General features: G+C 73.2%; 9 protein-coding genes and 1 pseudogene. 4 read left to right on the plus strand and 6 right to left on the minus strand.

What is annotated here, in order from left to right; all coding sequences use genetic code 11:
* Positions 1 to 156: 156 nt before the first annotated feature.
* Together AC3CH1_RS27430 and AC3CH1_RS27435 are read left to right on the plus strand one after the other, a co-directional pair.
* Positions 157 to 2,339 (plus strand): annotated as a pseudogene (locus AC3CH1_RS27430) (ATP-binding protein).
* Positions 2,340 to 2,465: 126 nt separating this feature from the next.
* Complete coding sequence (locus tag AC3CH1_RS27435; RefSeq protein ID WP_488465356.1) at positions 2,466 to 3,188, plus strand: DUF2470 domain-containing protein; 723 nt, start codon at positions 2,466 to 2,468, stop codon at positions 3,186 to 3,188.
* A 15-nt stretch (positions 3,189 to 3,203) separates the two neighbouring features.
* Here the strand turns inward: AC3CH1_RS27435 and AC3CH1_RS27440 are convergent, their stop codons facing one another.
* The 3 genes from AC3CH1_RS27440 to AC3CH1_RS27450 all read right to left on the minus strand — a co-directional run bounded on the left by AC3CH1_RS27440 (position 3,204) and on the right by AC3CH1_RS27450 (position 6,182).
* Entirely contained in the window at positions 3,204 to 3,929 is a 726-nt protein-coding gene (locus tag AC3CH1_RS27440; RefSeq protein ID WP_488465357.1) for a TetR/AcrR family transcriptional regulator, read from the minus strand.
* A gap of 239 nt (positions 3,930 to 4,168) precedes the next feature.
* Positions 4,169 to 5,251 carry a PDR/VanB family oxidoreductase gene (locus tag AC3CH1_RS27445; protein WP_488465358.1) on the minus strand — a complete coding sequence of 361 codons (1,083 nt, stop codon included), beginning with the start codon at positions 5,249 to 5,251 and terminating at the stop codon, positions 4,169 to 4,171.
* A 4-nt stretch (positions 5,252 to 5,255) separates the two neighbouring features.
* A complete protein-coding gene (locus tag AC3CH1_RS27450; protein ID WP_488465359.1) occupies positions 5,256 to 6,182 on the minus strand; it encodes a metal-dependent hydrolase in 927 nt (308 codons plus the stop codon).
* A gap of 90 nt (positions 6,183 to 6,272) precedes the next feature.
* Here AC3CH1_RS27450 and AC3CH1_RS27455 point away from each other — a divergent pair, with 90 nt between their 5' ends.
* Positions 6,273 to 7,025 (plus strand): class I SAM-dependent methyltransferase, encoded by a 753-nt coding sequence (locus AC3CH1_RS27455; protein WP_488465360.1) that lies wholly within the window; start codon positions 6,273 to 6,275, stop codon positions 7,023 to 7,025.
* A gap of 152 nt (positions 7,026 to 7,177) precedes the next feature.
* Here the strand turns inward: AC3CH1_RS27455 and AC3CH1_RS27460 are convergent, their stop codons facing one another.
* Positions 7,178 to 7,825 carry a LuxR C-terminal-related transcriptional regulator gene (locus tag AC3CH1_RS27460; RefSeq protein WP_488465361.1) on the minus strand — a complete coding sequence of 216 codons (648 nt, stop codon included), beginning with the start codon at positions 7,823 to 7,825 and terminating at the stop codon, positions 7,178 to 7,180.
* Complete coding sequence (locus tag AC3CH1_RS27465) at positions 7,810 to 9,078, minus strand: sensor histidine kinase (protein ID WP_488465362.1); 1,269 nt, start codon at positions 9,076 to 9,078, stop codon at positions 7,810 to 7,812. The genes AC3CH1_RS27460 and AC3CH1_RS27465 overlap by 16 nt, the downstream gene beginning before the upstream one ends.
* 280 nt (positions 9,079 to 9,358) lie before the next feature.
* Between AC3CH1_RS27465 and AC3CH1_RS27470 the strand changes: the two genes are divergently transcribed.
* A complete protein-coding gene (locus AC3CH1_RS27470; protein ID WP_488465363.1) occupies positions 9,359 to 11,560 on the plus strand; it encodes an MMPL family transporter in 2,202 nt (733 codons plus the stop codon).
* A gap of 79 nt (positions 11,561 to 11,639) precedes the next feature.
* Here AC3CH1_RS27470 and AC3CH1_RS27475 read toward each other — a convergent pair whose 3' ends face one another.
* Positions 11,640 to 12,299: a winged helix-turn-helix domain-containing protein gene (locus AC3CH1_RS27475; protein WP_488465364.1), complete on the minus strand. Its 660-nt coding sequence runs from the start codon at positions 12,297 to 12,299 to the stop codon at positions 11,640 to 11,642.
* Positions 12,300 to 12,459: the final 160 nt, after the last annotated feature.

Below are 12,459 nucleotides of genomic sequence, written 5' to 3' on the forward strand. Positions count from 1 at the left end.
CAGACGTCGGCAATGGAGCCGCGACAGCCGTCCTGGTTCACCGGGCCGGTCCCGCTCTCCCCCTCGGGGAGGCGGGACCGGCCCGGCGCGTGCGGCAGGAGCCCCACCCGGGGCGGTCGGCTCGCCGGCGCACCCTGCCCCAGCGCCCGGACGGTGATGATGACCAAGGTGGGATACCTTCCCGACGAGACGAGCAGCTTCGTCGGGAGGCGGGCCGAACTGGCCCGGCTGGGAACCGCGTTGACCATCCGGCGCATGACCACCCTGATCGGCCCCGGCGGTGTCGGCAAGAGTCGGCTCGCGCTCCGGGCCGCCCGCGCCGCCGCCGACCGCTACCCGGACGGCGCCTGGTGGGCCGACCTCTCCCCGCTCCCCGACGACGGGCTGCTGCTCCCCACCGTCTCGGACGCGGTCGGACTTGCCGACCACACCCTGCGGATGCCCGTCGAGGCGCTCTGCGAATGGCTCGGCGACAAACGGCTCCTGCTGGTCCTCGACTCCGCCGAACACCTCCGCGCCGCCTGCTCCCATCTGCTGGCCGAGATCCTGACCACCTCGTCCGGCCTGACCGTCCTGGTCACCAGCAGGCAGCCGCTCGGCACCCGCGGCGAGTACGTCGTCGAGGTGCCGCCGCTCCCGGTCGACGGCGCGCCCGACGCCCTCCAGCTCTTCGCCGACCGGCTGCGCGCCACCGACCCCGGGGCCGGCCTCGACGCCCCCGGCGACGAGGCGGCGGCCACCGAGATCTGCCGCCGCCTCGAAGGCATCCCGCTCGCCATCGAGCTGGCCGCCGCGGGCATCGGCCGGCACAGCGTGGCCCAGCTCGCCACCCGGATCGGCAGCCGCTTCGACGCCCGGGCGCCGGCTTCGGAGCGCCGGGCCGGGGCGGCGGCCCGACCCTCGCACCCGGCTGCGAAGCCCCCGGCTCCGGCACACCGGGCGCGATCGGGGCGGACGGGGCGGATGAGAGCCCCGATACGGCCCGCCTCGACCTCCTCGCCGACGCGACGGTGTGGCCCCGCCGCCACCGCACCCTGCGCACGGCCATCGGCTGGTCCCACGAGCTCTGCACCCCGCTGGAGCGCCTCCTGTGGGCCCGCCTCACCCCCCTGCGGACCGACTTCGACGAGGCGGTCGCCCGCGAGGTCTGCGCGGGCGGCCCGCTCACCCCCGACGAGGTGGACCGGGCGCTCCAGGGCCTCGTCGCCCAGTCGGTCGTCCAGCGTGACGGCGACCGCTACCGGATGCTCGACACCCTCCGCGAGTACGGCCGAATGTGGCTCACCGAGCTGGGCGAGGCCCGCGCCGCCGCCGGCCGGCACGCGAGAAGCTTCCTCGGCCTCGCCCGCCGCGCCCACGACGGCTGGACCGGCCCGGACCAGGTGTCCTGGTACCACAGGGTGTCCGACACCCATCTCGACCTGTGCGCCGCCCTGGAGCATCTACTCGTCCACGACGTCGGCGGGGCCCAGGAGATGGCGGGCCGCGTCGGCTTCTTCTGGGCCTGCTGCGGCCACCTCTCCGAGGCCCGGAGCTACGCCCGGCGCGCCTTGGACGCGGGCCCCGTCGAAGGACCCCGCCGAACCAGGCTGCAATGGGTTCTCGGCGTCGCGGCCCTGCTCCAGGGCGACTACGCGACCGCCGAGAAGTGCGGCGCGCTCTGCACGGCCGGCGCGCTGTACGACCGGGACGACGAGGGCATGCTCGGCGCGGCCTATCTCTCCGGTCTCACCCAGCTGATGACCGGGGAGCCCGAGGCGGCGCTGGAAGCGGCCGGGCGGGTCCTGCGGATGACCGAGGGCGTGCCCGTGGACTCGGCCCACCGGCTGCGCTGCCACCTCATCACCGTCTTCGCGCTCACCGCGCTCGGCCGGCTCACCGAGTCCGAGGCGGCGGCCACCACACTGCGCCGGGCCTGCGAGCGCGGCGGCGAACACTGGACCCGCTCCTACGCGGACTACCAACTCGCCCTGATCGCCCTGCTCCAGGGCCACCCCGAAGACTCCGCCACGCACGCCCGGTCGATGCTCGCGGGCAAGCACCGGCTCCGCGACAGCTTCGGCATCGCGCTGGGGCTGGACATCCTGGCCGCCGCCATCGCCGCCCAGGGCGCGGGCGCGCAGGCCGCCCGGGTCTACGGCACCGGACACGCGTACTGGCGCATGGTCGGCCATCCCCAGCGCGGCACGCCCGAGCTGGGGCCGGTCCGCGAGAGGTGCGAGTTCCAGGCGCGGGCGGCCGTCGGCGACGAGGCCTACCAGCTCGCCTTCGAGCGCGGCCAGTCGGACAACGCGGAGGTCGGGCTCGCCGCCGCCCTGCGCACCGAGCTACAGCTCTGACCCGGGCGTGGGCGGGGGCCGGTGCACGGATGGAGCCCCGGGCTATCCACCCCCCGACCAAGTGGGTAAGGTTAGGCATACCTAAGTAACCACTTGGGTTCCGCTGACCCTTCCTGGAGAACTCGGATGCGCCTTTCCCGCCCCCGCGCCTCGCAGCCGACCCGCGCTTCGCAGCCGACCCGCGCCGAGCGCGTCCGGTCGATCCTGACCGTGGCCCACTCCATGACGGTGGTCAGCGACGGACTGCACACCGAAGTCCGCCGCCTCGACGGCACGGGCGCGATGGGCCATATCCACCTGCACGCCCCGAACGACGGCAGCCACGCGCCGAGCGCCGAACGCGTCCCCGCCCGCCTGGAGTTCACGGACATCGCCCCCACCCCCGTACGCGACCGGCTGCGCGCCCGCGTCACGGTCACCGGGCTGCTGGCCGCGCCGTACGCCACCGGCGCCGAGCAGAGCACCTGCATGGAGTTCGGGCAGGCCGTCCTGGAGGACGCCGAGGGGCGCACCTTCATCACCCTGGAGGAGCTCGAAGAGGTGGAGACCGACCCGATCGCCGCCTGCGAGGCGGGCATGCTCACCCATCTCGTGGACGACCACGCCGAACTCGTCCCGCTGCTCCTGCGCCTCGTCCACCCCCGCCCGGAGCGGGGCATGACGCGGGCCGTGCCGCTGGCGATGGACCGCTTCGGGGTGACCCTGCGGCTCGAATACCCCAGCACCCACGAGGACGTGCGGCTGCCGTTTCCCCGCCCGGTCACCGAGATCGACCAGGCGGGCCCGCAGATCCACGCCCTGCTGGCCGCCGCCCGCCGCGTCTCCCACCGCAACGGCCTGCCGGCCTGAGGGCTGTCCCGGGAATCAGTGCGGCAGGCGCTGCGCGGGCACGGCGGGCACGTCCGGGGCGAGCGCGGAGAGCCGGGCGAGCAGCTCCCCGAACGGGCCGTCCGCCGGCTCCTGGGACAGCACCCGCAGCACGATGCCCGCCATCTCCTGGTCGTACGCGGCGCTGACCGCGGCGAGCGCCGCGAAGTCGTGCACCAGCTGCGTCTCCAGCTCGGCGCGCGGGATGCGCCGCCCGTCCAGCCAGATCAGCGCCGTCGACTCGGCGAGCGAGACCCAGGATCGGACCACCAACTCCAGCCGGGCCGGTGGTTCGGTCACTCCGAGGTGCGTGATGATCTGCTCGTACGCGGCCTGCCGCACCCCGTCGATCATGGCGTTCGCCGTCGAGGAACCGACCGCGGGCCCGCCGCGCATCAGCGCCGAGAAGCCGGGGCCGTGCTCGTCGACGAAGTCGAAGAACCGCCCCATCACCCGGAGCAGCCGCGCGCCCAGGGGCCCCTCCAAAGGCTCCAGGAAGCGCGCCGCCAGCTCGTCCGCGGCCCGCCGCAGCGCCGCCTCGTACAGGCTCTGCTTCCCGGGGAAGTAGTGGTACACCAGCGGGCGGGAGATGCCCGCGGCCGCGGCGATCTCGTCGATCGACACATCCTCGGGCGAGCGGCGGCTGAACAAGTCCAGCGCGACGCCGATTAGTTGCTGTCTGCGCTCGTCGACGCCCATCCTGCGCCGCACCCCGGTCGTCATACGGACAGCCTATCCGGGGTGCGCACGCACCCTCCCTCTCCCGTCAGCCGCCGGAACGCGCGGAACAGCGAACGCGGGCAGTCCATGTGGCGGTCGTCGACGCGCCGGACGCGTGTCGCGACCGCCGGATCGTGCCGGGCCCGGTCACGGATCGCCAGGTCGGTCGTGACGTCCGTGCCGAGGCCGTCCCGGTGCCGTCCGTGCCGAAAGGGATCGATACGCGACGTCGCCGCAGCCGTTCAGAGGTCCAGGACGAGACGCCCGCCCCGGCAGCGCGAGACGCAGATCAGCATTGAGTCGCCCCGCTCGTCTTCGGTCAGCAGATCGTCCCGGTGATCGATCTCGCCCTCCAGGACCCGCTGTTGGCAGGTCCCGCAGAACCCCTGCTCGCAGGAGTACGCGACATGGGGCGCCGCCGTGCGGACAGCGGCCAGCACCGACTGCCCGGCCGCGACCGGCACCGTGCGTCCGCTGCGCCGCAACTCCACCTCGAACGCCCCGGAACCGGGGCCCGCCGCGTCCCCCGTCGCGGCCGAGAACCGCTCCAGATGCAGCGGGAACCCCTCCGGGAGCGCGGCGGCCACGGCGTCCATCAGCGGCTCGGGCCCGCAGCAGTAGACCGCCGTGCCCGGCGCGAGAGCGCCCAGCGCCACCGCGACGTCCGGGTGGCCCGCCTCGTCCTGGGCGACGACCGTGACGCGGTTCCCGTCCGCGCCGAGCCTCTCGATCTCCGCCAGGAACGGCATCGACCCCCGCGACCGGCCCCCGTACAGCAGCCGCCAGTCGGCGCCCGACGCGGCCAGCGACCGCAGCATCGGCCACACCGGGGTGATCCCGATGCCGCCGACGACGAAGACATAGGCCCTGGCCTCGGCCAGCGGGAAACGGTTGCGCGGCCCGCGCACCTCGATCTCCAGGCCCTCCCGGAGCTGCTCGTGCACCTCCCGGGAGCCGCCCCGGCCGTCCTCCACCAGCCGGGCCGCCACCGTGTACGCGCCGGTGTCCTTCGGGTCGCCGCACAGCGAGTACTGCCGCACCAGACCGGACGGCAGCACCAGGTCCAGATGGGCCCCCGGCTCCCAGCGCGGCAGACCGGCCCCCTCCAGCCTGAGCTGGACGACACCGTCGGCGACCTCGCTCCGCCCGGTGATCAGCAGTCGGCGCACCGAGGTCGCGCGCCGCTTCGAGTGGCCCGATATCGGCTCGGGCAGGGCGGGCAACGGCCACAGCGGGGACCGGGCGATCCGGCGTTTCAGGGCGCGCCGGGTCAGCAGGGCGATGCCGGAGACGAGCACGACGGTGCGCGGACGGGGCAGGGCCACGGGTTCAGGACCTCCCCATCGTGGCGGCGGTCTCGGCGGTCTCGGCGGTCTCGGCAGCGAGCGCGGCGGGGGAGTGGGCGAGGTAGTCGACGGCCTGGGCCGTACTGCCCTCCCGCGACGGGTGGTACGACCGGCTGAGATAGCTCGGCACGGATCGCAGGATCGCGCCCGTACTGGGCAGCGTGCCCTGCTTCCCGCTCGCGTGGAACGCCTTGAACGAGGCCTTGCCGCCCAGCAGCGTGGGGTCGTTCTCCATGAAGAAGCGGACGCCGCGCTGCCAGAGGAACACCAGCGCCGAGAACGCCGCCGCCCAGGTGCGCACCCGCCGCCGGTAGCCGCCGTCCACGTGCAGGAAGACGTCGAAGGCCACCGACCGGTGCTCGACCTCCTCCGCCCCGTGCCAGCGCAGCAGATCGAGCATCGTCGGATCCGCTCCCCGGCGGTCCAGGGCGTCGGCGTTGAGGATCCAGTCGCCGAGGAACGCGGTGTAGTGCTCGATCGCCGCGATCGTCGCCACCCGCTCCATCAGCCACCACTTCGAGGCCCGCCCCGGCGGCAGCGTCCGGTCCCCGAGCAGCTTCTCGAAGAACCAGTCGACCTGCGCGGTGTACGGGGTCGGGTCGAGGCCCAACTCCCGCAGGTGCGGCAGCACATCGTCGTGGGCCTGCGCGTGCACCGCCTCCTGGCCGATGAACCCGATGACGTCCTCGCGCAGTCGGTCGTCGTGTATGTACGGGAGTATCTGCCGGTAGACGTGGATGAACCAGCGCTCCCCGGCCGGGAGCAGCAGGTGGAGCACGTTGATGGTGTGCGTGGTGAACGGGTCGCCCGGCACCCAGTGCAGGGGAGTCGCCTCCCAGGCGAAGGACACCTTGCGGGCCTTGAGGGGCGTCCGCTCCGACGCGACCGCCGCTGGCTGCGTGTTAGACATGGTGTCAATGTACTGGCGGGTATGCGGGGGGACCAGAGGCGTGCGGAGGTTTCCGTGCCGTCCCCGAAGGTCCCGCGCGATGATGGCCGCATGACGAAACCCGTGCAGGCCCGGTCCTTCGACGCCATCGCCGCCGACTACGACGCGTACCGCCCCTCCTACCCACCCGCCCTGTTCGACGCCGTCGAGGAGCTGGCCGGACTGCCGCTCGCCGGAGCCCGGGTCGCGGACGTCGGAGCGGGGACCGGTCTCGGCACGGCACGGCTGTACGAGCGCGGCGCGCGGGTCACGGCGGTGGAGCCGGGCGACGGGATGGCCGAGCAGTTCCGCCGGGGGCTGCCGGACGTGCCGCTGGTCCGGGGCGACGGGAACAACCTGCCGCTGCGGACCGGATCCATGGACCTGATCACGTACGCCCAGGCCTGGCACTGGACCGACCCGTCACGCTCGATACCCGAGGCCCGCCGGGTGCTGCGCCCGGGCGGGGCGCTGGCGCTCTGGTGGAACGACGGCGACCCGTCCGTGGAATGGCTCGTCGACCAGGAGAACCGGATGCGGGTCTTCTTCGGGGTGGAGGTCCCCGCCGTACCGTCCCACCGTGCCCGCTTCCGGGCCGAACTGCCCGACGGGCTCGACTTCCGCACCCGTCAGGTCTCCTGGAGCCGCCGCGTACCGGTCGACGCCCATGTCGCCAACCTGGCCACCCACTCCGGCTTCCTGATCGGCGACCCGGTCGAGGTCCGCGCCTTCTTCGACCGCGAACGGGCCCTGCTGTCCGCCCGGTTCCCGGACGGCGAGGTCGAGGAGGCGTACGTCGTCAGTCTTGCCGTCGCCCACCCCTGAGCCCGCTCCGGGGGGCGGCACGGTGCGGGCCGACGACGGCGACGGCCGGGGCGGTAGTGGTCGCCGCGCCGCGCGGCCGGCTGGACGACGGCGGAGACCGCCTCGCCGCACCGGGCGGGGACGCCCTGCGCGCCCCTGCCGCGTACGACGGATCAGCCGTGGTCCAGATACGCCAGCACCGCCAGCACCCGGCGGTTGTCGTCGTCCGACGGGGGCAGCTCCAGCTTGCCGAAGATGTTCGACGTGTGCTTGGCCACCGCCCGCTCCGTGATCACCAACTGCGAGGCGATGGCGGCGTTGGAGCGGCCCTGGGCCACCAACTCCATCACCTCCCGCTCGCGCGGGGTGAGCCCGCTCATCGGCCGGTCCTGCGAACGGCGGGACAGGAGCTGGGAGATGACCTGCGGGTCCATCGCCGTGCCGCCCGCCGCCACCCGCCGTACCGCGTCGATGAACTGGTCCGCGTCGAAGACCCGGTCCTTCAGCAGATAACCGATGCCGCCGTCGCCGTCCGCCAGCAACTCCCGTGCGTACAACTGCTCCACGTGCTGCGAGAGCACCAGCACCGGAAGCCCCGGCCGGGCCCGGCGGGCGGCCAGGGCGCACTGGAGGCCCTCGTCCGTGTGGGACGGCGGGAGCCGGACGTCGACGACGGCGACGTCCGGCTCCAACTCGGCCAGGGCCTTGGTCAGTTCGGGCCCGGTCTCCACAGCCGCGGCGATCTCGAAGTCGTATGCCTCCAGCATGCGCACCAGGCCGTCGCGCAACAGGAAGAGATCTTCGGCTAGGACAACTCGCAAGGAATCTCCATGGTCACCATGGTGGGACCGCCCGCGGGGCTGCTGACGGCCAGTACGCCGTCGAATGTACCCAGTCGCCTTTCGATTCCGCTCAGCCCCGAACCCGATCCGACGACCGCACCGCCCCTGCCGTCGTCCGTCACGGAGATCCGGAGCATCCCCTCCGCGTGGTGCAGGTCCACGTAGATCCGCTCCGCCTCCGCGTGCTTCACGGTGTTCGTCAGGGCCTCGCTGACCGCGAAGTACGCCGCCGACTCCACCGGGGCCTGCGCCCGCCCCGACAGCTCCACCGTCACCTCGGAGGCGATCGGCAGCCGCAGGGCCAGCGCCCGCACCGCGTCGCCGAGACCCCGCTCCGCCAGGACCGGCGGGTGGATGCCCCGGACCAGGTCCCGCAGCTCGGTCAGCGCCTCGGCGGAGGACTCCCGGGCCATCGCCAGCATCTTCTTCGCCTGCGCCGGGTCCTTCTCGATCAGCGCCTCGATCGTGCCCAGGTTCATGCCCATCGCGACCAGCCGGGCCTGCGCCCCGTCGTGCAGGTCCCGCTCGATGCGGCGCAGCTCGGACGCGGCGGTGTCCACGGCCTCGTGCCGGGTCTCGGTGAGCCGCAGGACGCGCTGCGCCAGCTCCTGGTCCTGGGTGGGCGCCAGCAGCGCCCGGGCGAGCACGAAGTGCAGCCGCAGCAACGGCCTGCTCGCCCACAACCCGACATGGAAGAGCACGATCCCCAGCGCCAGGGCCGCGAACCCCGTCGCCTGGCTGTCCACCGGCACGAAGCCGTACCAGTACGGATCGTCCCGGAACACCCGCCACAGACCCGCCGCCAGCACCAACCCCTCGACCGGGTAGATCATCAGGGCCGCCGCCAGGACCGCCACCACCGTGCCCGCCGTCATGTCGACCAGCAGCCACTGGAGGTCCCGCCAGGTCGCCGGGTCCTTCAGCAGCAGCGTGGTGCGCTCGACCTGACCCGTCACGCCCGACCGCAGGTCCTTCGGCAGGGGCCGGTACGGGACCGGAATCCGCACGTCCGACCAGGTCACCGCCCACAGCCGCCGCTGGTTGGCGTGCTTGCGGACCGCCTCCAGCACCACCGGGGTGGTGAACACGCCGATGCCCAGCAGGATGAAGGCGATCGAGAGCACCGCGAGCACGAACAGAGTGATGGACGCCGCCAGGCCGACCACCGACAGGAACAGCCCTCGCCCCGCCGCCGGCATCGACGTTCGTAGCCGCCCCGAGAACACCTTCATCGCGATCCCTCTCCCCGCACCGGAACCAGGACGGTTCTCCCGGGCCCCACTCCCCGCCGGAGCCGGGCGGTCCCCGGTCCGGGTGCCAGTCTCACCCGGCCCCGCCCCGCCGCGTCAGCCGGTCCGCCACCCGGAGGGGGTGTACCTGGCACCACCCCCGCACCCGCCCCCTACGCCTCTGCGACCGGGGGCCCCGACGGCTGGGGCGGACCGCGTCCGGTTCCTAGATTCGAAGCGACCCGATCACTTACCTGACGCTTACCTCCGGGGGAGAAACCGCATGAGGCGCAGAAACAGCACGAGGCGCGGTATCCGCACGAGGCGCAATCTCGCCGCACGCATCGGCGTGTGGAGCACGCACCACCGCAAGACGGCCGTATTCGGCTGGCTGCTCTTCGTCGTGCTCGCCACGGGCATCGGCGGGGCCACCGGCATGGTCGAGATGACCAACGCGGAGAACGGCGCCGGCGAGTCCGCCCGCGCCGAGCAGATCCTCCTCGACGCCGGACTCGCCAAGCCCGCGGGTGAACTCGTCATGGTCTCCGCCCCCGCCGCGGGGGAGTGGAAGTCGGCCGCCGAAGCCCTCGCCGACGCCGTACGGCAGACCGGCGAAGCACAGAACATCGCCCCGCCCGTCGCCTCCGAGGACGGCAAGGAGGCCCTCATCGCCTTCGAGATGAAGGGCGAGGCCGCCACCTCGTCCGACCGGGTCCAACCCGTCCTGGACGCCGTCACCGCCGTGGGCGAGGACCACCCGGACACCGAGATCCACCAGTTCGGCGAGGCCAGCGCGGGCAAGTGGCTGGGCGACCTGCTGGCCGAGGACTTCAAGAAGGCCGAGTTCACCGCCGTACCGCTCGCCCTCGGCATCCTCCTCGTCGCCTTCGGCGCGGTCGTCGCCGCCCTGCTCCCGGTCGGGCTCGCCCTCACCGCGTGCATGGCCGCCTTCGGCCTTCTCTCCATCGCAAGCCACCAGCTGCACCTGTTCCAGACCACCTACTCGGTGATGTTCCTGATGGGCTTCGCCGTCGGCGTCGACTACTGCCTCTTCTACCTGCGCCGCGAACGCGACGAACGCGCCGCCGGACGGGACGCCGAGACCGCCCTGCGGATCGCGGCCGCCACCAGCGGCCGGGCGGTACTCGTCTCCGGCCTCACCGTGATGGTCGCGATGGGCGGCATGTTCCTCTCCGGGCTCCTGCTGTTCAAGGGCTTCGCCCTCGCCACGATCATCGTCGTCCTCATCGCCATGCTCGGCTCGGTCACCGTCCTGCCCGCCCTGCTCTCCTGGCTCGGCGACCGCATCGACGCCGGCCGCATCCCGCTGCTCAACCGCCGTGCCCAGCACGGCCGAGCGGGCAGCGGCCGGATCGTCGGCCGGGTGCTGGGCCCCGTACTCGCCCGGCCCCGAGCCGTCGCCGTCGCCGCCGTCGTCCTGCTCCTCGCGCTCGCCGCGCCCGCCCTCGGCATGAAGACCGAATCCCTCGGCCTGGAGAAGCAGTTCGGCTCCGACTCGCAACTCTCCATCGCCCACAGCCGGATCACCGAGAGCTTCCCCGGCGGCCCCGCCCCCGCCCTCGTCGTCGTCACCGCGCCCGACATCACCGCCCCGCAGGTCACCAGGGCCCTCGACGGCTTCGAGGACGTCACCGTCCACCGCGCCGAGAACGTCGCCGAGATCGAGATCCCCCTCCCGGCCGGCGCCGGCGACCTCACCGAACTGCGCGAGAAGCGCCTGCCCGCCGCGTTCGACGGCACCGGGGCCAAGGCCCACGTCACGGGGGAGACCGCCGGATCGGTCGACTTCAACGACCAACTCCGGCGCGGCATCGTCCCGGTCTTCGCCTTCATCACGGCGGTCACCTTCCTGCTGATGCTGTTCTGCTTCCGCAGCTACGTCATCGCCGTGACGTCCATCGCCCTCAACCTGCTCTCGGTGGCCGCCTCCTACGGCGTGATGACCGCCGTCTTCCAGCACGGCTGGGGCGCGTCGCTCATCGGCTCGGAGGGGGTCGGGGCGATCGAGGCGTGGATGCCGCTGTTCGTCCTCGTCGTCCTGTTCGGCCTGTCCATGGACTACCACGTGTTCGTCGTCTCCCGGATCCGGGAGGCGCGCGGCGGCGGCCTGGACAACCGGGCCGCGATCGAGACCGGCATCCGGCGCACGGCCGGGGCGGTCACCGGAGCGGCGGCCATCATGGTCGCGGTGTTCGCGGTGTTCGGCACCCTGTCCATGCAGGACATGCAGCAGATGGGCGTCGGCCTCGCCGTCGCGGTGCTGCTGGACGCCACCGTCGTACGGATGGTGCTGCTGCCCTCCGTGATGCTGCTTCTGGGCGAGCGCAACTGGCGTACGCCGCGCCTTCTCTCGCGCCTGCCGAGTTTGGAGGAGGAGAACCAAGAGGGACACGACGAGCCGGCCGGGCCGGTGAGCGCCCCCGCCCCGGTGAGCACCCCCGCCCCGGCGGGCCGGCAGCTCTGAGACGCCCGGACGGCCCCGGACCACGGTGAGGAGGAACCGTGGTCCGGGGCCGCCGGACGTTCCGGGTGGACCGAGCCGGTCAGGGCGTGTACTTGTACCCGACCCGCCGGACCGTCTGGATCGAACGGCGGTACTGCGCACCGAGCTTGCGGCGCAGCCGCGCGACATGGACGTCGACGGTGCGCCCGTCGCCCACGTGCCCGTAACCCCACACCGTCGTCACCAACTGGTCGCGGGTGTGCACCCGGTGCGGGTGCGCCACCAGATGCGACAGCAGCTCGAACTCCAGGTACGTGAGGTCGAGGGCGACGCCGTCGACCGAAGCCGTACGCCGGGTGGCGTCGATCCGGACCGGACCGACGGGCGCCCCCTCGTCGGCCGCCCGGTCGGGTTCCGGCTGCTGGGGGAACGGCGAGCCGCCCGGCCGGAGCCGGGAGGCCTCGACGGCCCCCGCGAGCGCCGGCTGCTGATCGGCCGGCACGAGCACCAGGTAACCGATCATCGGCGGCTGACCGGGAAGGGTGGGCAGGGTGTGCTGCGGGGCGGGCAGCCAAGTGGCCCCGGGCGGGAGGAAGTCCGCCACGTCGGCCGGCCCGGCGACCTCGTCACGGTCGACCGCGCGCAGCCGGTGCCGGTTCGGGTGGGCGGGGAGGGAGCGGGCGGTGGGACGGGCCGCAGCAGGCGCCGGGGACGCCGCGGTGGCGGCGGACGCGGCGGAGAAAGTACGGGTGTTCGCCATGAGGGTCAGCTCTTTCGCGCGAGGAGTCGTCAGGGACGGACTTGCGTCGTGCGCGCGGACCGAAGGCCGGGGTGAGCGGCTTTAGTGGGCCTGCGCGTTCCACGCGCGGCAACACACCCGGTCGAAATCATGGTGCTGACGGGAAGGCCAGAACGGTTCG

This window comes from Streptomyces sp. MGP-P1 (genome assembly GCF_057766565.1).

Coding starts and splice junctions, on each gene's coding strand:
- AC3CH1_RS27450 (WP_488465359.1), bottom strand. CDS start 6,182: ATGTCTAACACGCAGCCAGCGGCGGTCGCGTCGGAGCGGACGCCCCTC.
- AC3CH1_RS27470 (WP_488465363.1), top strand. CDS start 9,359: ATGAGGCGCAGAAACAGCACGAGGCGCGGTATCCGCACGAGGCGCAAT.
- AC3CH1_RS27465 (WP_488465362.1), bottom strand. CDS start 9,078: ATGAAGGTGTTCTCGGGGCGGCTACGAACGTCGATGCCGGCGGCGGGG.
- AC3CH1_RS27435 (WP_488465356.1), top strand. CDS start 2,466: ATGCGCCTTTCCCGCCCCCGCGCCTCGCAGCCGACCCGCGCTTCGCAG.
- AC3CH1_RS27440 (WP_488465357.1), bottom strand. CDS start 3,929: ATGACGACCGGGGTGCGGCGCAGGATGGGCGTCGACGAGCGCAGACAG.
- AC3CH1_RS27455 (WP_488465360.1), top strand. CDS start 6,273: ATGACGAAACCCGTGCAGGCCCGGTCCTTCGACGCCATCGCCGCCGAC.
- AC3CH1_RS27475 (WP_488465364.1), bottom strand. CDS start 12,299: ATGGCGAACACCCGTACTTTCTCCGCCGCGTCCGCCGCCACCGCGGCG.